This window comes from Onishia taeanensis (assembly GCF_003268885.1).
GTDB classification, from domain to species: Bacteria; Pseudomonadota; Gammaproteobacteria; order Pseudomonadales; family Halomonadaceae; genus Onishia; species Onishia taeanensis_A.
The window spans coordinates 499218-518102 of the sequence record NZ_QLSX01000001.1; the positions used below are offsets into that span (position 1 = coordinate 499218).

An 18885-nucleotide genomic window follows, 5' to 3' on the forward strand; every position below is an offset into this window, starting at 1 on the left:
CTCAACGCCTGGGCACGAAGACGGGCGCGCCGTCCACCATGGCGGTGGTCAACGCCTGACCGTAGAGCCCTTCAAGCGCTGCCGGCACCAACATGCTGCTCGCCTCGCCCCAGCAGGCCTCACCGTCGGGGTAGAGCAGCAGCAGGTGGCTGCACCAGCGAGCCGCCAGGTTGAGGTCATGCAGACACATCACCACGCCGCAGCCACGATCGGCCTGTTCGGCCAGCAGTTCCATGACCGCCACCTGGTGGTGCAGATCGAGGTGGTTGGTCGGCTCGTCGGCAAGCCAGAAACGCGGCGCCTGGGTCAGTAGTGTGGCGAGGCTGACGCGCTGACGCTCACCGCCGGAGAGGGTGGAGAGCTCTCGCTCGGCCAGGTGCGTCAAATCCAGCCGCTCGAGTGCCGCCTCGGCACGAGCGATATCCTCCGCCCCTTCCTGCTGCCATGGGGCGATGAAGGGATGGCGGCCAATCAACGCCGTCTCGCGGACGGTGGCCGGAAAATCGTCGTGGTGTGCCTGGAAGACGATGCCCAACCGGCGCGCCAGTGCCCGTCGCTTGAGGCGTGACAAGGGCGTTCCGCCAAGACGCACCTCGCCTGAGCGTGGTGCCCGCAGCCCGGCCAGGGTGTGCATCAGCGTCGTCTTGCCGGCGCCATTGGGGCCCAGCACGCCCCAGCGCTCGCCGGGAGCGATCCTCAGATACAGCGGCCTTCCCCCGGTACGTCCAGGGACATCGATGACCAGATCACGGGCTTCGAGTGTCTCTATCAGCGGTGCCGAGTTAGCCATAAGCGGTTCCGAGATAGCCATCAGCGGCTCCGAGAGAGCAGGTAGAGAAAGCTCGGCACCCCGAGCAGCGCCGTGATCACGCCTACCGGTAGCTGCTGGGGGGCGATCAGGGTCCGCGCCAGGGTGTCGGCCAGAGTCAAGAGCGTGCCTCCGGCCAGCAGGCTTGCCGGCAGAATCAGCCGCTGATCGTTGCCGAGCCTCAACCGCAGCATATGGGGCACCATCAGGCCAACGAAGCCCACGCTGCCGGCGGTGGTGACCGCCACCGCAGTGAGCAGGCTGGCTAACAGGTAAAGGGTCCACTCCAACGGACGGACCGCCACGCCCAGGGCCCCAGCCTGAAGGCTGCCGCGAGCCAGTACGTTGAGGGTTCTCCCCAGGGGCGTCACCACCAGAAGGCTGATCACGGCCACGCTCAACACCGGCCAGGGGCTGCCGGCATAGGCCATGTCGCCCATCAGCCAGTAGAGCATGCCGGGAAGCTGCTCCACGGGGCTCACTGCCAGCAGAAAACTGATCAAGGCGCCCCAGCCCGCCGCCATTACCACCCCGGTGAGCAGCAGGCGGGTCGGCGTCCAACTGCCGGTGCCATGAGCCAGGCCGAAGACGATCAGGGTCGAGGCCAGGGCACCGATAAAGGCCGCACCGGAGACCAGCACCAGGCTCCATCCGGCGAGCATTGCCAGCAGTGCCGCCACCGAGGCCCCGCCGGAAAGCCCCAGCACATAGGGGTCGGCCAGCGGGTTGCGCAGCAGTATCTGCATCAGGGCGCCGGCCAGGGCCAGCAAGGCACCGGTGCCGAAGGCCGCGAGCGCCCGAGGCAGCCTAAGCTCCAGCACCAGCGTCTGATGCAGAGCATCGCCGCCGCCCAACAGCACCGCCACCAGTTCATCGGGGGCAATACCGACACTGCCCAGTGCCAGGGCTATCGCCAGCGCCAGCAGCGCGGCCAGCGCCAGCCAGGCCAAGGGCCGCAGCCGCCGCGCGCGGCGCACCACATGAGCACTAGCGTCGGCCACGAGCGATCTCCAGACGTTGACAGAGCGCCCGAGTGCCGTCTAGCAACCGCGGCGTAGCGCGCTGAACCAGGTCCGGGTCGACGAAGAAGAGGTTGTCCCGCTGCACCGCCGTCAGCCGGGGAAAATCACGCCAGGCCTCGAGCCAGGTGGAGTCGGGGTTGCCCATGCCGCCGGTGATAATCGCTTCCGGATCACGAGCCAGCACCGACTCGACGCCGATCCGCGGCGCCAGGGCGGAGGCATCGGCAAAGAGGTTGACACCACCACACAGCTCAAGCGAGCGGCTGATCCAGTGCTCGCCATTGATGGTCATCAGCGGCTGCTCCCAGACCTGATAGAAAACCGGCACCGGGGCAACGTCGGCATAACGCTCACGCAGCGTCGACACCTCTGCGCGCAGTGACGCCGCCGCGGATGCGGCGACCCCTGAGGTACCTGCCAAGGTGCCGAAGCGCTCGAGGGTCTGGGCGATGCCGGCAAAGTCTTCCACGTCGGAAAAGTAGACCGGCAGGCCGAGTCGCGACAGCCGGTCGACCTGCTCACGGGGATTGCCGCCCTGCCATGCCACCACCAGGTCGGGGTCGAGGGCCAGCAGGGCCTCGAGGTCAAGACGGTCGTAACCGCCCACTTGAGGAAGCGTTCTGGCAGCGGCCGGGTAGTCACTGAAATTGACCACGCCGACCACCCGCTCACCGGCGCCAGCGGCAAAGAGCAGTTCGGTGACGCTGGGTGAAAGCGCGACGATACGCTGAGCCGGCGCCTCCAGACAGATGTCATGCCCGGCGTCGTCGCGGGCGCAGACCTTTGCCCAGGCAATGCCGGGCAGGCAAGCCCCCAGCCCTATGGCCAGAATCAGGGGCAGGCTCAGAGTCAGGGGCAGGGCCGCCATCGGGGCCGCGCGGGCGCTCTTGCGCATCACTCGCCGAACCGCACGCTAAGGAAGGCCGCACGGCCGGGATTCAGGTAATCCCAGCCACCCTGGAACGCCGAGGCACGCGCCGTTGCGTACTCCTTGTCGAGCACGTTCTCAAGCGTCATCTGGGCCGACCAGAGGGGTGCAAACTGCCAGCCGGCGCGCAGATTGACCAGGCCGAAGCCCGGCAGGCGCTCTTCATTGTCGACATCGTTGTAGCGATGATTCTGGGCGATGAAGGAGCCGCCAAGCGTCCAGTCGCCGAGGGCACGGTCGGCATCCAGGCGCAGACTGCGTGACGCCCGACGCACCAGCCTGTTACCGGTGTCCTGGTCCTCGGGGTCGGTGTAGGTCAGGGCGGCGCGCAGCGTCCAGTCACGCACGTCGGCGCCGGTGGCCAGTTCCACACCGCGAATGCGGGCATGATTGACGTTGAAGGGCGCAAAGCGGCCATTGCGCGAGGTATTCGCGATCATGTCATCGATCTCGGTCCGATAGACCGACAGATCCCAGAAGCCTTTGCCAAACTGGCCACGCAGGCCAAGTTCGGCTGTCCTGGAACGCTCGGGATCCAGGTCGTCATTGCCAAAGCCCGGGAAGTAGAGCTCATTGAAGGTCGGCGCACGAAAGGCCGTGCCATAGCTGGCCCGCAGGGTATGCACGCGATCCAGGGCGTAGCTCATGCCCAGATGGCCGGTAACTTCTTCACCGAAGGCTTCGTTGTCATCAAACCTAACCCCGGCCTGCAGGCTCAGGGGAGAAAAGTCCAGCAGGGCCTGAGCAAAAAGGGCCGCGTTGTCGCGGCTGTCCTCGCTGTAGTCTGAACTGCTATCTATCTTGTCCTGACTGTATTCGGCGCCGGCGATCAGATCATGGGGCCCAAGCATCAGGGTGTTTTCCCAGCGAGCGCTGTGGGTCACGGTATCGAAGTGGGTAAGACTACCGTTGGCATCGTCATCGCTCTCGTCGCGGGCCTCGCTGAGGGTGACGCGGCTCGTCCAGCGTTCGGTCACCGGAAGCTCGCCGTAGAGGCCGGCCACCTGCTGCACATAATCGGTGTTACCACCGACGTATTCGCTGTTGCCCCGGGCACGCAGCCCCAGCAGGCCAACCTCACCGCCATTATCGAAGCCCTGAGACAGCCGCACGAAGCCGGTGGTGTTGTCGTAGCCCTTGTCGCCATCTCCTCGCTTTATCTCGGTGCCATCGGTGCTTAGATGGCTGGCAGAGAAGGCATAGCGGGTGTCATCGGCACGCCCTGTCAGACTGGCCCCATAGCGCTCGGTGCCAAACGAACCGCCGCCAGCGGTGATGCTGGGATGCGGCCCTTCGTCCTTTCCCTCGCGGGTGAACAGCTGGACCACGCCGCCCACGGCATCAGCGCCATAGAGGCTGCCGCGCGGTCCGCGGACCACCTCGACCCGCTCGAACATCCGTGGCTCGAGGAGCTGCCAGGCCGGGCTACCCGCGGTGGCCGAGCGCAGCCGAATGCCGTCGATCAGTAGCAGCGTGGATTCGCCGCCGGCGCCGCGAATATTGACGTTGCTGGTCTTGCCATAGCCACCGTTGGAGGTGACATCCACCCCGGGCTGGGCGCGCAGAATATCGGTAATGTCCTTGGGGTCCTGGCGGCGCAGCTCGGCTTCGTCGATCACCGTGACCGAGGCAAGGCTCTGGTCGGCGGTGCGCGGCGCGAGGGTCGCGGTCACTACCATGGGATTGAGCATCTGCTCGCTAGCGGCAGTGTCGGACGCGACGGGAGCAGCCGTGGAAGAAACGGCCTCGGAGGACGTCGTATCGGAAGCGGCGCTGGCAAACGGCGCCACGCCAAGACACAGGGCGGCCAGGCCCCGACGGCGGGAGAGTTGTGTCATCATAATGGTATATCCCAGGGCCGCACGCACCCGTGCGGCAAGAACCCTTGAAGGGCCGGGAAACGAAGGGGAAGACAGGTCAGTCAGCGATGAGGACAACGCGAGCCCTGCCCATGGTTCGCCCTCCGCGTCCTGGCATGCGCTCACAGGCCGGTATCCGGACTGACGAACGAAGGGCCTGGCACTACTAAAAGACAGGCACCTTCCGGACCGCCGCCTTCCCATGCCGCAAGGGCACAGTGGCTTACCATTGAAGGTAGTGGCGGACCTCGATTCGATCACCGTTGCGGGGGCAGCGTCGGAATGGCTGATTGCATCACCGACTTCCCGTTTAAACCCGGCCCGTCTGCGCGGTCCTGGGTCACCTGAGAGTAAACGTAAGCTAGCAACCGCGGATAGGCGAGTCAACGCGCTCCCCCGGCGAGCGCCGTTTAAGGCATCGAGCCAGCCCGTGGCGCACGTACCAGACGGCGTCGGCACGGGAGGCCGCATCCTGACTCAACCAACCGGCCAGATCACGCAGTCGGCGGTCCTCGGGCGCCAATGGCACGATGCCACGCCCCATCTCCGGCAGAATCAACACCATCTGCCCGCCGGTGTGCCCCTCGGCCTCGATCATTGCCTGAAGGGTATCGACCAAACGCTGGCGCAGCCGGTCATCATCGCGCTCGTCAGCCAACGCCCGTGCAAGCCAGTCTGCCCAGCCGGTAATCACGAGCACTCGCCCTGAGACGAGCCGGTCACGCCAGTCGGAGAGCGCATCGTCCGCCTTCAGCCACAAGGCGCCAGGAAAGCGCGCGGTTACGATGTCGCCTTTGCCGGCGCAGGCACCACCGATGAAGAGCTGCATGACCAGCCGTCCTCCTTGGTCGTAAAGGTGAAACAGCGCCCCTGGGCCTGGCCGACCACCCCGTCCCAGAAATCGGCCGCCTCGAGGCGGCGACGCAGTTCGCGGATAGTGCCGCCATGGCTTACCGCCAGCACGCGACGGTGCTGGCACTGGCGTGCCTCGGCGAGCACATCATCCAGCCAGGCCGATAGCCGCGCCCAGAGATCATCCGCCGATTCGCCACCGGGCGTGGCCAACAGGCCCTGGCTGTCGACCCAGGCCCGATAGTCGGGATCGTCCTTGAGCGCGGCCCAGGTTTGCCCTTCGTAGTCGCCGAAATTCAGCTCGCGCAGCCGGGCATCAAAACGCGGCGTATCAGGATGGCCTTCACGCACATGCGCAAGCGTTTGACGACAGCGCGTCAGATCACTGCAGTAGACGGCATCGAAATCGACACCTGCCAGGTGATCGCGCAGCCGATCCAGATCTGGCTCAGCGTCAGGCAGCAACAGCGGAATATCGCGGTGGCCCTGGTAGCGGCGCTCTTGGTTCCAACTGGTCAGACCGTGACGAACGACCACCAGCTCCAGGCGATCATCAGCAACCATAATTCTCCTCCCTCGATGGCGGCGCCAACGATGTCGCCGTTGATGCCGCCGAAAGCCCGGCGTACCGCCAGGCCGTAGATGATGATGAATATCGCAAGGCCCATCAGCAGCCAGACCATGCTTGGCATGATGACCACTACGGCCAGCGGCAGCAGCGCCGCCAGGGCGAGATCCCAAAAGCCGAGACTCTGCTGCCAGGCGTGTGCCAGGCCCTCGGGCCTTGCCGCCGTCACCCAGACCAGCAGGCCGACGCCGCCCAGCCGGCCAAGAGCAGCGACGGGCACCAGCCACCAGGGGCTGGCTCCCGCCTCGAGCAGGGCCCATAGCAGCACGGCCTTCCAGGCCAAGTGAAACACCAGCGCCAGCACGGCGAAGCTGCCCACCTGGGAATCCTTCATGATCGCCCAGCGCCGCTCCAGCGGCGCATTGCTGCCCAGGGCATCGGCCAGGTCCATCAGGCCATCCAGATGCAGGCCACCAGAGAGCGCCACCCAGAGACTCAGCAGCATGAGGGCCAGCATCGGGGTGGGCAGCAGCGGCTGCAGTAGCACACCGATTCCACCTACCAGGGCGCCGAGTAGCGCCCCCACCAGCGGATAGGCCCTCGCCGCCCAGCGCCGGGTGCCCGGCGTCCACGGGCAGGCCACGGGCACCGGGACTCGGGTCAGAAACTGGATCGCCAGCAGTGCGCCGAAGATAGCGTCCTTCATGATGTTTCTCCCTTGCCGTCATCGGGGTGTTGGCCATCGACCGCGTCATTGCCATCGATCGAGCCCTTCCAGTCGACCGGGCAACCGGCCACCACTTCGATCACCCGGTCAGCCTGATGGGCCAGGTCTCGGTGCAGGCGCTGCAGGAATACCAGGTAGCGCCAGACCAGCTCATCTCGCGGCGGCAGATCTTCGTTGAGGTCGTTGGAGACCACCACCAGCGTGATCTCGCGGCGGCGGGCCGTCTCGACCCACTGGCGAAGCATCCTGCACCCAGCCTCCTCCTCGAGGCCGGCCTCGAACATGACCTGGCTGGCCCAGAGCGTCAGGCAGTCGAGCAGGACGCTAGCCCCAACCGGCACGCGATCGAGTGCACCGGCTATGTCCAGTGGCGCTTCCCGGGTCAGCCAGCCCTCGCCGCGCTCGCGACGATGCCGCGCAACTCTTGTCGCCATCTCGTCGTCGCTGACCCGGGCCGTGGCCAGGTAAACCAGGCCGCCGGGCGCAGGCGAGCGCCAAGCTCGGGCCAGTGCCTCGGCCACTGCACTCTTGCCGGAACGCGCGCCACCCGAGACGAAGGCGATCATGCGCGCCTCCAGGCGGCCAGCGCCTCGAGCAAAACGGCGTTGTCCGCGCTGTCGCGCAGCGCCAGGCGCAGCCAGCGGCCATCGAGGCCGGGGAAGTTATGGGTATGCCGGGAAAGCAGGCCCCGGCGCAGCAGGAAGGCGAACAGCGCCTCTGCCTCGGCGGCGTCTCCGCAGTCCAGCAGCATGAAGTTGGCCTGAGTGGCCGGCACCGCATAGCCCAGCGCGCGCACCGCCTCGGGCATGCCAGGGCGTACATCGGCAAGCCAGGTACGGGTGCGGGAAAGATAGTCGGCGTCGGCCAACAGCGGTGCCACCAGCCCCAGCGCCAGGGCGTTGACGCTCCAGGGCATCTGCAGGTCACGGGCACGTCGCACCAGCGATGGCGACGCGAGCAGGTAGCCCAGCCGCAGGCCCGGCAGATCATAGAGTTTGGTCAGCGAGCGCAGCAGCACGAGGTTTGGCGCAGAGGCCAGCAATGGCGTGAGCGCGCCCTCATCACTGAAGTCGATAAAGGCCTCATCGACCACCACGGTGGTGCCCGTCTCAAAGCCCCGGGCCAGCAGGCGCTCAATGGTCTCAAACGGCAACAGAGTGCCGGTGGGGTTGTTGGGGCGACACAGAAAGAGCACCGAGGCAGGTGCTCTCGCCCCCTCTCCGGTTCTCTCTTCAGTTCTCTCTTCAGTTCTCTCTTCAGTTCTCTCTTCGGTTCTCTCAACAGCACTTTCAACAGCGCCCTCCATGGCCCGCTCGGCCGCATCGACGTCGAGCTCGAACGCCTCGCCTCGCAGCGCAAGCGACTCGACCGAAAGGCCATAGTGGGCGCAGGCGAGGCGGTACTCGCTGAAGGTGGGCTCGACCACCAGTGCCCGGCCACCGGCGTGCAGGGCCGCCGCCAGATAGATGGCTTCGGCGCCGCCGTTGGTCACCAGCACCTGCTCGGGCGTCAGCCCTTGCTGGGCGGCAATGGCCTGGGCAGGCGCATCGTCATCCGGGTTTGGGTAGACCGCCAACCGATCGGCGGCGCCTGTCAGCCAGTCGCTCAGCCAGGCCGGGGGCCCCAACGGGTTGAGGTTGGCGCTGAAGTCGATCAGCGGATAGTCAGACGGCAGGCCGAAACGCGCCAGCAAGGCCGCCCGGCGACCACCGTGAGCGGGCCAGTTGGCGATCCATGACGTCATATCAGCCACTCCCGCATCAGCACCAGGGGCGCCGCCAGCAGCAGGAAGACCAGCCACCCGCCGTGCATGTAGCCAATCGCCCGCTCGACATGGCCTGCGGTAAGGGCCTCATGGGGCGTGCCCAGGGTGGCCCGCGGCGAGGGACGCCCGGCGTAGTGATTGAGGCCGCCAAGCCGCACCCCCATGAGGTTGGCGACCATGGCCTCCGGCCAGCCCGCATTGGGACTGGGGTGGCTCGGTGCCTCGCGGCGAGTGCTGGCGATGGCCCCGCGCCAACGGCTGCCGGGTATGACCAAGGCGGCTAACCAGAGAGTCAGCGCCGTGAGCCTTGCCGGCAGCCAGTTCGCCACATCATCTAGCCGCGCCGAGGCGTTACCGAAATCTGTAAAGCGCGGACTGCGGTAGCCGACCATGGAATCCAGGGTGTTGGTGGCCTTGTAGGCCAGCGCCAGCGGCGCACCGCCCAGCAACGCCCAGAACAGCGGCGCGGTGATGCCATCCACGGTGTTCTCGGCCACGGTTTCAACCGTACCCCGGGCCAGTTCGCTCTCGTCGAGGTCGGCCGTGTCACGGCCAACGATCATGGAAAGGGCTTTTCGGGCTGCCGCCATATCACCCTGTGCCAGCGGCACGGCCACCGCCCGGGCGGCCTCGGCGAGCCCTCGAGCCGCCAGCGTCGTGGCCAGAAGAACAAGCTCCATGGCCGCTGACAGCCAGGGGCTGATCCAGGCGAGAACGGCGAGGACGCTCCAGGCGAGCGCCCAGGTGCCTCCCACCACCAGCGCCGCCAGCCACTGGCCACGCCGCCGGCGATCGGCAGAAGGTCCGTGATTCCAGGCCCGCTCGAGCCAAGCGATTACCCGACCGATGCCCACCACCGGATGCGGCAACCAGCGCGGGTCACCCAGCAACAAGTCGAGCATCACTGCGGCAGCGATCATGGCCAGCAGCGACAGGGACAGGGGCTCGAACGCCGGAAGTGCCAGACTCATCGCCTGCCCTCCTCCGCCATGGCCAAGGAGGCCTGGATGGCCTGGAACGCGGCTGCTCCGATGGCCCGCCCGAGCAGCGTGCCCGAGCCTGCATAAGGCGTCGCCACCCCGCACTGGGTGGCGGCGATGGCCAGGCAATCGGTGGAGGTGCCGGTGGCCGGCGTGCCTGCGACCGGATCCCGGACGCCCCACACGGCCAGGGCCCGCACCTTGGCCTCACTGGCCGACTGAACGGCATTGACCAGGGCACCATCGTCGAGATGGCCGTCGATGAACACCAGCGTATTGATGGTGCCGGCAACCAGGCGCGGGTCGTCCCGCACCGGAGCGGTGATATCCACGGCATTACCGACCCCCGCGGTGACCGCGACCAGCACCCGGCGCTCGCCGGCGTGGACCTCCTCGAGCGCCAAATGGGCCAGGGGCACCGCGGTCATCATCGCCACGCAGTTCTCGGCCTCAAGGCCACGTGCGGACAGCCAGCCCAACAGGTCGGCACGGGGCGCCTGGCCGGCATAGTCCTTGTCGACGTGAAAGTTGCAGAAGTCCCGCGACCAGCCGAGTCCCGGCCCGACCAGAGCACTGCTCAGGGTGCGCAGGGGCGTCTCATGACGGAAGTGCACGCAGCCGGCATCGACAGCAAGCGCGAGGCCGCCTCCCACATCCAGCCACGACCCGGGCGAGCGGCACGAGGCCGCCATCGGCTCAGCGGGCCTCACGGTTATCGACGCCGGCATCGGCAAAGGTCGCCATCTCCGAGAGCATCGCGGTCGCCGCCTCGAGCAACGGGAAGGCCAGGGCAGCGCCGCTGCCCTCCCCCAGTCGCAGGGAAAAATCCAGCAGGGGGGCGGCGTCCAGCGCCGCCAGGGCCCGATCATGGCCGGGCTCATGGGAGCGATGGCCAAATATCAGATAGGGGCGCAGTGATGGCTCGAGGCGGCAGGCGGTAAGCGCGGCGACGGTGGCAATAAAGCCATCGACGAGAATCGGCAGGCGGCTTGCGGCGGCGCCGAGGTAGGCCCCCACCATGGCGGCGACCTCGAGCCCGCCCAGGCGGGCCAGTACGTCCATGGGATCGTCGGGATCGGCCGCCCGAGCGACCAGAGCCGCCTCGATGACGGCCTGCTTCCTGGCCAGGGCATCGCCGGCCACACCAGTGCCCGGCCCCACCAGCTCGGCTACCGGCACACCGGTCAGGGCGGCCAGCATGGCCGTGCTGGCGGTGGTATTGGCGATGCCCATTTCGCCGACGATCAGGCAGCGACAGCCGGCCTTCGCGGCGCGCTCGGCGGCACGCCGGCCAACCGCAATGGCCGTCCGGGCCTCGTGCTGGGTCATGGCGTTCTCACGCGCCATGTTGCGCGTCCCCGGACGCACCTTGTCATGCACGATCCCCGGGCCCGACACGTCACTCGCCACCCCGACATCGACCACCTCGAGCCGAGCGTCGATGCGTCGCGCAAAGACGTTGATGGCCGCCCCACCGGTGACGAAATTAGCCACCATCTGGGCAGTCACGGCCTGGGGAAAGGCCGAAACGCCTTCCTCTGCCACGCCGTGATCAGCGGCGAAGACCACTACGCCGGGCGGCGTGACGCTGGGGAAGTCCTCGCCGGTAATGGCGGCCAGGGTCACCGCCAGGGACTCGAGGCGCCCCAGGCTGCCGGGTGGCTTGGTGAGGGTATCGAGGTAGCGACCGACCCGTTCGGCACAGGCTGTGTCGAGACCGGGAATCAGTGGCGAAGGATCATTCACGGTGCGTCTCCGGAGATTCTTTTTCAGCCAGGCATCTTACCAGAGGCCTGCCGGCTCAGCCCGTAGGGTCAGCCTGCTCGCGAGTCGTCACCCAAGTGCTACGCTGATTAAGGCCAACATGATCAGAAAAAACCCGGCCGGCGACTCGCTACCCCTTATAGCTAGATAAGTTGCTTGTGGGCTAGATAAGTTGCTTGAGCCAGGTGAGCCAGGAGTCAGCGCCATGACCAAGACAACACCACGCTCACGTGGCCTGCATGAACTCTATGCCGAAGACCCGGTGGCGGCGGATCGGCGACTCTGGGGCCGGGAGGTCGATCCCCTCACCCGTCGCGGGTTTCTCCAGCGCTCTAGCCTGCTGGCCATGGCGGCCGCCCTGGGTGCCTCGATCCCCTTCGCCGATAAGATGCCGGGTGGCCTTATTCCCGCGGCCCTGGCCCAGAGCGATGCGCCCTTCACTCTCGCTGGCAAGGAAGGGCTGACGGTACTCAACGACCGGCCGATCAACGCCGAGACGCCGCCGCACCTGCTGGACGATGACATCACCCCGGCTCAGCACATGTTCGTGCGCAACAACGGCATTCCCCCCGAGGCTCAGGCGATCGACGTCGCTAACTGGACCCTGAGCATCGAGGGCGAATCCTGCCTGACGCCTACCGTCTTCACCCTGGCCGAGCTCAAGGAGCGCTTCACCCAGCACACCTACCAGCTGCAGGTCGAATGCGGCGGCAACGGGCGCAGCGAGTTCGTGCCCTCGGCCAGCGGCAATCAGTGGACGACCGGGGCCGTGGCCTGCCCAAGCTTCAGCGGCGCCCGACTGAGCGACGTGCTCGAGGCCTGCGGCATCGCCGACGACGCCGTCTACATCGGCTACTACGGCGCCGACACCCACCCAAGCGGCGACCCAAGCAAGGAACCGATCTCCCGCGGCGTGCCCATCGACAAGGCCATGGAAGAGGAGTCGCTGATCGCCTGGGCCATGAACGGCGAGGACATTCCCTACCTCAACGGCCACCCGCTGCGTCTGGTCTGCGGCGGCTGGCCGGGCTCGGTCTCCGGCAAGTGGCTGACCCGGATCGTGATACGCAATCAGAAACACGACGGCGCCAAGATGGCCGCGCCCTCCTACAGCGTGCCCCGCTACCCGGTGGCACCGGGCACCGACGTGCCGCTTGCCGACTTCGAGACCATCCAGTCAATGCCGGTCAAGTCGCTGATCACCTTCCCCCGCTCGGGCATCACTCACCCGCTGGGCGAATCGCTCGAAGTGCGAGGCCATGCCTGGGCCGGCGATCTGGCGGTGCGCGAGGTACATGTCTCTCATGACTTCGGCGCCACCTGGCAGCCCGCCGAGCTCCGCGAGGCCCCCAACCGGCTAGCCTGGCAGCGCTTCACCACCCGCCTCACCTTCCCCGAACCCGGCTATTACGAAGTCTGGGCGATGGCGGTGGACAGCGAGGGCCTCGCCCAACCGATGGTGGTACCCGGCTGGAACCCCAAGGGCTATCTCAACAACGCCTGCCACCGCATCGCGGTGCAAGTGGTTTAGGAGGTCGCCATGCGTATTTACCATCCAGGCTCCCTGCGCGTCACCGGGCTGCTGCTGGCAACGTTGCTGCTCGCCCCACCCGCCCTAAGCCAGGATACCGACCCAGCAACCGGCCTGGTTATCGCTGAGGGCTGGCAGGTGGTCAGTGCCAACTGCACCGTCTGCCATTCGGCGAAGCTAGTAACCCAGAACAGCGGCTCGCGTAACCACTGGCAAGGACTGATCCGCTGGATGCAGGACACCCAGGGCCTGTGGGCCTTCACCCCGGAGATGGAAACCACCATCCTCGACTACCTCAGCGCCCACTACGGTCCCAAGGAAGGCGCGCGACGCCCGCCACTGGCGCCGTCGCTACTGCCGACCAATCCCTACAAGCAGGGCGACACCGCACCCGGAACCTCCTAGGGCGACCCAAAGGCAGGCCCTGACCTGGATCAATCTGCGTCGCGGTAATTCAGCTAGCCTAAACAGGAAGGGCCCGAAAGAGGGCACAAGGGCGGTGACTTACTGGGGCATGATGAGCAGAGGGCATGACAATGCGCTTTCATCAGGTAAAAGAGCTGGTGCACTGGGCGGCGGATTATCACCAGCGATTGGCGGAGCACTACACCAAGCACGCCGGCGACGATGTCAAAGAGCGGGTGCGCATGGCCCTTGAGTATCTGGCCAATCATGAACGCACCCTGCAGGCAAACCTCGAGGATTACTTCACCGACGGCAGCGATCACCGCGGCGTGCTGGACACCTGGTTCGACGACCCGGCCGACTTTCCCCATCTACCGGTGCTCGACCGGCTACCTGGGTGCATGGACTGCGACAGCGTGCAGGACGTGCTGGCCACCGCCCTGACCACCCACAAGACGCTGCAGGATCTCTACCGGCACCGGGCTGATAGGGCCAGCATCGAGGAAGAACGCGAATTTTTCGCTGCCCTCGTCGCCGGGCACGATGGCGAAGTGCGCCGGCTGGCCCGGGATATTCAGCGTCTCGAGGATTATTGAAGGACGGCTAACAGATCAGGACTGCAGAAGGTTGGAAAAAGAGCGAGGCTGCAAAAGGTGGCAAATACAGTTGGGCCATATAACGCGTCAGGCTTTACGCGGAACCTGCCTCACGTAGGATGAGCAGGCCATTCGCTGCCAGGAACATCGATGTCTCCAAGCCAGATCAGCAAGACCAAGACCAGCTTCTATCGCCGCCTCTATGTGGCCTACCTGATCGAGCAGGGAATCGCCAGCGTGCCCGCCCTGACCGAGGCCACCGGCATGCCAAGGCGCACCGCCCAGGACACCCTCAACGCCCTGGCCGAGCTGGACATCGACTGCCGGTTCGAGCCCGAGCCGGGCGAGCGCCACAACATTGGCCGCTACGTGATTCATGACTGGGGCGCCATCAACCCCGAGTGGATCGCCCGCCACCAGGCCGCCATCAAGACGGCGCTGGGCTATCCATGAGCGCCAGATCGACCCGGTCGTGACCTAACAGCGGTCGCCAGCCGACCCGCGCACTCTCCCGTGCACTCTCTAGAAGCGATCCGCTCGGAAAGGCGCCATATCGATGGCGGGTGTCTCGCCATCCATCAGCTCGCCGAGCAGACGCCCGGTCGCCGGCCCAAGCGTGAAGCCCTGATGGCCATGGCCAAAGGCAAACCACAGCCCCTTGTGTGACGGCGCCGGGCCGATCACCGGCTTCATGTCCGAGGTGCAGGGGCGAGCGCCCTTCCAGGGCGTGTCGTCGCGCCTTGCCCCCAGCGGCACCAGCTTGCGAGCCACCGCCTCGGCCGCGTCCAACTGATCCAGAGCCGGCGCGGCATCCCGGTTCGCCAGTTCGGCACCGGTGGTCAGGCGCACGCCGGCGCGCATCGGCGCCAGCAGATAGCCGACCTCAGCATCCATGACCCAGTGATTGAGCGCACGCCCTTCCTGCAGGGCGTAATGCATGTGATAGCCGCGCTTGACGAACAGCGGCAACTGGTAGCCCAGACGACTCAGCCAGTCGCCGGACCAGGGGCCCATGGCCATCACCAGCTCACCGGCCTCCAGAGAACCAGCGTCGGTTTCCACCTGCCAGCCATCAGCGCTCTGGGCAACCGACTCGACGCTTGCCTTGACCACCTTGCCGCCCAGCGCCTTGAAGGCCTCGGCATAAGCGGCCACCAGGCCACCGGGATCGGCGACGGTCCAGCTGTCGCGCCACAGAATCGCACCGATGATCTCGTCTGACAGGTCGGGTTCCTGTTCGGCGAGCGCTGCCCGATCGAGCCGGTCATAGGTGAGGCCAAACCGCTTGGCCAGGGGGGCCACCTTGGCCAGACGCGCCTCGAAGGCCTCGGGGGTGCGATAGAGCTCCAGCCAGCCGTCGCGGCTGACCAGGGCATCTGCCCCGGCCGCCTCGATCATCGGTGCATGTTCCTGAGTCGACAGCGCGATCAGCGAAGCGTATTCGGGCAGAATTCGCGCATAGGGGCCCGGCGCTGAATTCTGCCAATAGCGAAACAGCGAACTGGCCGATTCCAGCATGCCGCTGGGCCGGTAGCGGATATCCACGCGGCGGTTGGGCACCACCTGCATGAGGGTCTTGGCATCCCGCGGGAAGGGATAGGGCGCCACCGCTTCGCGCTGGATGATGCCGGCATTGCCAAACGACGTCTCGTGGCCCGGCTCCCGGCGATCGACCAGCACCACCGAACGCCCCCGCTTGGCCAAGTGGTAAGCGATCGACACGCCGACCATGCCGGCCCCCAGGACGATGGTATCGCTGACATCACGTTCCTTGGACATGCAAACTCCTGACCTTGAGGGAAGACAACCGGCACTAACCGGACCTCCATTCTAGAGCATATGCCGACGCCTGCCATGCCGACCGCTTCCCGAGGGACAGCTGACGCCATGGCATGGCTCGCGTAAGCTTGAGGACTTCCTATTTCCCGCCGGAGATCCCATGACCGATCGCGATACACGCCACCAGCAATCGATGCAGAAACTCAAGGCCCACGTCGACGACAAGGTGGCCAACGCCACCGAAGAACGCGGCCTGCTGATGGTCTTCACCGGTAACGGCAAGGGCAAGACCACTGCCGCCTGGGGCACCGTGACCCGCGCGCTGGGCTACGGCTATAAGGTCGGCGTGATCCAGTTCATCAAGGGACTATGGGAATGCGGCGAGCGCGAGCGGCTTAACGACGACGCCAACCTCGAGGTCGCGATCATGGCCACCGGTTTTACCTGGGACACCCAGAACCGGGAGAGCGATACCAAGGCCTGCCAGGAAGTCTGGCAGGAAGCCAAGCGCATGCTCGAGGACCCCGAGGTCTACCTGGTGGTGCTCGACGAGATCACCTACATGATGAAGTACGGCTACCTGGACAGCGCCGAGGTTATTGCCGCACTCGAGAACCGCCCGGCGGAGCAGACGGTGATCATTACCGGCCGCAACGCCAACCGCGAGGTGGTGGCCATGGCCGATACGGTGACCGAAATGCAGGAGACTCGCCACGCCTTCAACGCGGGGCTCAAGGCACGCCGCGGCATCGATTTCTGAGCCACGACTTTCTCTCCGCCGAGATAAGCGCCGAGCTAGCGCGTCAGGCCCTCGGCGCTACACAGGGCTGAACGACCAGAAGCTTACCGACCAGAGACTTACCGCCGACGATGGCCGAGCCGGTCCAGAAAAGCCGCACCATCAGCCACAGGTTCGGTCATCTCGGGCAGCACCCCAGCCGGCAGCTCAATGATGCCGGCTTTCTCATGGACAGCGAGCACCCACTCCTTGCAGCGCCGGCAGCGTAGCTGATCGCCGCCATGCCTCGCACGATGATGCTCTAGCTCATCGAGGCCGCCGGCGAACTGCACCGACACCTCTGGCCAGAACAGCAACCCGGTGGCACTGCCATCCGCCCCGCGGCAATCGACACAATCGCAGTGTGCCGCGCCCAGCGGCACCCCGGTGGCCATCAGCGTCACCGCCCCGCAACCACAACCGCCCTGGTAAAAGGGTCCGTTGCTCATGATGAGCTCCATTGGTTAACAATGATGTTGCCAGTGTGACAGCGACCGGCAGCGCCCTACCAGCCAACACCGTGCTTGCCGACCGCGACCATCTCCGACCGTCCCCCCTCGCCAGGCGGCAACAATAAGTGGAAATGCGCCCAAAGAGGGCTGGAAGTCGAGAGCAAAGCGGGCCGCTTCACGATCGAAGCGCCCCGGCGTTTAGGTGAGTTTGGCGGCTACCGGCCAAGAGCGGTCGTTGATACTTCGCTGATATTAACGCTTGCAGCATGCGCGCCTATGGAATGGAGCCAAAGGCGCAATGTAATGGGCGTCGCCGTGCCTGCATTGGTTATGCATGTTCCAGGCGTTGCCTTCGATCCTGAACATTGAGGAAATGGACATTGACTCCATCCAAGTTGTTGCGGGTCTTTGAGAAATCATGAAGCCCACAGTTAAATTCACAATGTAGTGAAATCGAAGAGCGGTTCTGATCATGCAAGCGAGCGATTTGGTCTGCTTTCGGGGAAGAAATCTCACCTTCAATAAAAAAGGAAGCCACTTGCCCGGCTTTAAACCTTTCTTTCTTTATGTATTGCTTGGTGATTTTTGCTCCAGCGCACATAAAATCAAACTCTGCTCGATCAAGCTCAATTTCAAAAGGAGTCATATTGATGATCTGGAACCAGATGGTGTAGGTCGACACCTCTCCAAGATCTACACGAACAGACTCGTGCCTTGCTTGCACATCGATGAGGACGAGGTCGGCCAAGCGCTGCTTGCTGAAAAGCCGCCTGAGGATAAATTTTGGAAGCCATTTTAGATACTTCCAAATTTCAGTTATTGATAAATAGTCCATTGATACTCCAAATGGATGCATAACGCTTGCCAGCATGCGCGGCTACAGAATGGTGGCGAAGCCGCGATGTAGTAGACGTCGCCGTGACTGGCCTTGCTATGCGCTTAGAAACTAGCATAGGCTTTCAAAACACTTTGACCAAGCACGTTTGCAGTTGCCAAATACAAGAATTGCTTCGGTTGAGTGCTTAGAAACTCACTCATTAGCCACTGCTCTTTGTCAGAGAAGATCTTGTCAAACATATATGGATGATAACGAGTAATAGAACCTAAGTAAAACATCATCATGTAAATGATGGACTCTTGGCTGTATCTGTTGTCCGGGCAGGTAGATAGATACATCGTATAGCCGCCACTTCCTATGAAGTACCAGACCCCCTTATCTTTTATCTGTCTAGACAAGGCAGCATAATCAGCCCTTTTAGGTTGATAGCTAGTCATGATTATAAACTCTGTGTATATGGTGCTTCCATCTTCATCTGTAGAAATATTGTATCCCCTAGAAGACAATTCTGTTGATTGCGATGAGCTACATTGAAGGGTTGCTCTAAAAATTAGTTCCTTGCCATGCTTATACAGACCATGTTCTCTTACGCGAACGAAAATTTCGGGCTGATTATAGATTTCACTATATGCTCGATGAACACCAACACAATGATTAAGTATATTTTGGTGTTTAGTGTTAATTCACCCGTCGCCATTCCTGGGTCGAACAACGAAACCAACTCATGTGCTACTTGTACTATTTGTTGCTTCTGTCTCTGCTTTACTATTTCTGATTTTATGAACTTATGTTTATGATCTTCTTTCATTCCATGCATATACATTTTAGAAGGTCCAAATGTACCGCGAATGTTGATCATAATTTTAGAAAGATTAAGACATGAATAATAATAGAGAAGCGGCTGACTTTTTACTGGACTCCCCTCTGCGCTTTGGTAAAAATGTTTTGCCTGATCAAGCAAAGACCGAAGAAATGCTTCTCCCTTTCTATCTGTTGAAGCTTTCTTAATGACATAGTCCCAAAAAGACCATATATCTGAAATTACTAACTTTTCGTTTTTACCTAGATTTACTACGGATGACGGTCTAGCAAATAGAGGAAATCCATATTTCTCTTCTACTTCTACCATGAATACCTCTCAATGAAAAACTTGCTTTACGATGCTCACAGTGCATAACGCTTGCATTTGCGGCTTGGGTGAAATGGCGGCTGTTTTGCGTGTTTTTGCAAAAC

The 18885-nt window shown here is 63.8% G+C and carries 22 protein-coding genes and 1 riboswitch; of the genes, 5 read left to right on the forward strand and 17 right to left on the reverse strand.

What is annotated here, in order from left to right; genetic code table 11:
- Window position 1: 1 nt before the first annotated feature.
- The 12 genes from BCL93_RS02400 to cobT form a co-directional block, all read right to left on the reverse strand.
- Window positions 2-811 carry an ABC transporter ATP-binding protein gene (locus BCL93_RS02400; protein ID WP_258395903.1) on the reverse strand — a complete coding sequence of 270 codons (810 nt, stop codon included), beginning with the start codon at window positions 809-811 and terminating at the stop codon, window positions 2-4.
- The gene (locus tag BCL93_RS02405; protein WP_220086220.1) at window positions 811-1809 is read right to left on the reverse strand and encodes a FecCD family ABC transporter permease; all 999 of its coding nucleotides are present in this window, start codon (window positions 1807-1809) and stop codon (window positions 811-813) included. Before BCL93_RS02405 ends, BCL93_RS02400 begins: the two co-directional genes overlap by 1 nt.
- A complete protein-coding gene (locus BCL93_RS02410) occupies window positions 1796-2725 on the reverse strand; it encodes a cobalamin-binding protein (protein ID WP_258395904.1) in 930 nt (309 codons plus the stop codon). Before BCL93_RS02410 ends, BCL93_RS02405 begins: the two co-directional genes overlap by 14 nt.
- Entirely contained in the window at window positions 2725-4596 is a 1872-nt protein-coding gene (locus BCL93_RS02415; RefSeq protein WP_425339108.1) for a TonB-dependent receptor domain-containing protein, read from the reverse strand. The genes BCL93_RS02410 and BCL93_RS02415 overlap by 1 nt, the downstream gene beginning before the upstream one ends.
- A gap of 131 nt (window positions 4597-4727) precedes the next feature.
- Window positions 4728-4980: riboswitch (cobalamin riboswitch) on the reverse strand.
- Window positions 4979-5446, reverse strand: a complete 468-nt coding sequence (locus BCL93_RS02420; protein ID WP_112053497.1) for a bifunctional adenosylcobinamide kinase/adenosylcobinamide-phosphate guanylyltransferase — start codon at window positions 5444-5446, stop codon at window positions 4979-4981. Its footprint overlaps the riboswitch before it by 2 nt.
- The gene (locus BCL93_RS02425) at window positions 5398-6033 is read right to left on the reverse strand and encodes a histidine phosphatase family protein (RefSeq protein WP_112053498.1); all 636 of its coding nucleotides are present in this window, start codon (window positions 6031-6033) and stop codon (window positions 5398-5400) included. The genes BCL93_RS02420 and BCL93_RS02425 overlap by 49 nt, the downstream gene beginning before the upstream one ends.
- Complete coding sequence (gene cobS, locus BCL93_RS02430; protein WP_112053499.1) at window positions 5985-6743, reverse strand: adenosylcobinamide-GDP ribazoletransferase; 759 nt, start codon at window positions 6741-6743, stop codon at window positions 5985-5987. Before cobS ends, BCL93_RS02425 begins: the two co-directional genes overlap by 49 nt.
- Window positions 6740-7330 (reverse strand): bifunctional adenosylcobinamide kinase/adenosylcobinamide-phosphate guanylyltransferase, encoded by a 591-nt coding sequence (locus BCL93_RS02435; protein WP_112053500.1) that lies wholly within the window; start codon window positions 7328-7330, stop codon window positions 6740-6742. Before BCL93_RS02435 ends, cobS begins: the two co-directional genes overlap by 4 nt.
- Window positions 7327-8508, reverse strand: a complete 1182-nt coding sequence (gene cobD / locus BCL93_RS02440; protein WP_112053501.1) for a threonine-phosphate decarboxylase CobD — start codon at window positions 8506-8508, stop codon at window positions 7327-7329. Before cobD ends, BCL93_RS02435 begins: the two co-directional genes overlap by 4 nt.
- Window positions 8505-9500 (reverse strand): adenosylcobinamide-phosphate synthase CbiB, encoded by a 996-nt coding sequence (gene cbiB, locus BCL93_RS02445; protein ID WP_112053502.1) that lies wholly within the window; start codon window positions 9498-9500, stop codon window positions 8505-8507. The genes cobD and cbiB overlap by 4 nt, the downstream gene beginning before the upstream one ends.
- Window positions 9497-10201, reverse strand: a complete 705-nt coding sequence (locus tag BCL93_RS02450; RefSeq protein ID WP_112053503.1) for an adenosylcobinamide amidohydrolase — start codon at window positions 10199-10201, stop codon at window positions 9497-9499. Before BCL93_RS02450 ends, cbiB begins: the two co-directional genes overlap by 4 nt.
- 4 nt (window positions 10202-10205) lie before the next feature.
- Window positions 10206-11255: a nicotinate-nucleotide--dimethylbenzimidazole phosphoribosyltransferase gene (cobT, locus tag BCL93_RS02455; protein ID WP_112053504.1), complete on the reverse strand. Its 1050-nt coding sequence runs from the start codon at window positions 11253-11255 to the stop codon at window positions 10206-10208.
- 223 nt (window positions 11256-11478) lie between these two features.
- Between cobT and BCL93_RS02460 the strand changes: the two genes are divergently transcribed.
- From BCL93_RS02460 to BCL93_RS02475, 4 genes are all read left to right on the forward strand, one after another.
- On the forward strand, window positions 11479-12804 hold the full coding sequence (locus tag BCL93_RS02460) for a sulfite oxidase (protein WP_112053505.1): 1326 nt from the start codon (window positions 11479-11481) through the stop codon (window positions 12802-12804).
- A 9-nt stretch (window positions 12805-12813) separates the two neighbouring features.
- A complete protein-coding gene (locus tag BCL93_RS02465) occupies window positions 12814-13209 on the forward strand; it encodes a hypothetical protein (protein WP_220086221.1) in 396 nt (131 codons plus the stop codon).
- 125 nt (window positions 13210-13334) lie between these two features.
- Entirely contained in the window at window positions 13335-13805 is a 471-nt protein-coding gene (locus BCL93_RS02470) for a 2-hydroxyacyl-CoA dehydratase (RefSeq protein WP_258395905.1), read from the forward strand.
- 150 nt (window positions 13806-13955) lie between these two features.
- Window positions 13956-14258 (forward strand): winged helix-turn-helix domain-containing protein, encoded by a 303-nt coding sequence (locus BCL93_RS02475; RefSeq protein WP_112053506.1) that lies wholly within the window; start codon window positions 13956-13958, stop codon window positions 14256-14258.
- Between the two features lie 69 nt (window positions 14259-14327).
- Here the strand turns inward: BCL93_RS02475 and BCL93_RS02480 are convergent, their stop codons facing one another.
- Complete coding sequence (locus BCL93_RS02480; protein WP_112053507.1) at window positions 14328-15584, reverse strand: NAD(P)/FAD-dependent oxidoreductase; 1257 nt, start codon at window positions 15582-15584, stop codon at window positions 14328-14330.
- Window positions 15585-15744: 160 nt separating this feature from the next.
- Between BCL93_RS02480 and cobO the strand changes: the two genes are divergently transcribed.
- Window positions 15745-16344, forward strand: coding sequence for a cob(I)yrinic acid a,c-diamide adenosyltransferase (gene cobO / locus BCL93_RS02485; protein ID WP_112053508.1), 600 nt, complete (start codon window positions 15745-15747; stop codon window positions 16342-16344).
- Window positions 16345-16442: 98 nt separating this feature from the next.
- On the opposite strand, the gene BCL93_RS02490 is transcribed toward cobO, so the two are convergent.
- The 4 genes from BCL93_RS02490 to BCL93_RS02505 all read right to left on the reverse strand — a co-directional run bounded on the left by BCL93_RS02490 (window position 16443) and on the right by BCL93_RS02505 (window position 18781).
- Entirely contained in the window at window positions 16443-16811 is a 369-nt protein-coding gene (locus tag BCL93_RS02490) for a GFA family protein (RefSeq protein ID WP_181463012.1), read from the reverse strand.
- 331 nt (window positions 16812-17142) lie between these two features.
- On the reverse strand, window positions 17143-17649 hold the full coding sequence (locus BCL93_RS02495) for a hypothetical protein (RefSeq protein ID WP_112053510.1): 507 nt from the start codon (window positions 17647-17649) through the stop codon (window positions 17143-17145).
- Window positions 17650-17753: 104 nt separating this feature from the next.
- Window positions 17754-18335 carry a YaaC family protein gene (locus tag BCL93_RS02500; protein ID WP_112053511.1) on the reverse strand — a complete coding sequence of 194 codons (582 nt, stop codon included), beginning with the start codon at window positions 18333-18335 and terminating at the stop codon, window positions 17754-17756.
- The gene (locus BCL93_RS02505; protein WP_112053512.1) at window positions 18239-18781 is read right to left on the reverse strand and encodes a YaaC family protein; all 543 of its coding nucleotides are present in this window, start codon (window positions 18779-18781) and stop codon (window positions 18239-18241) included. Before BCL93_RS02505 ends, BCL93_RS02500 begins: the two co-directional genes overlap by 97 nt.
- Window positions 18782-18885: the final 104 nt, after the last annotated feature.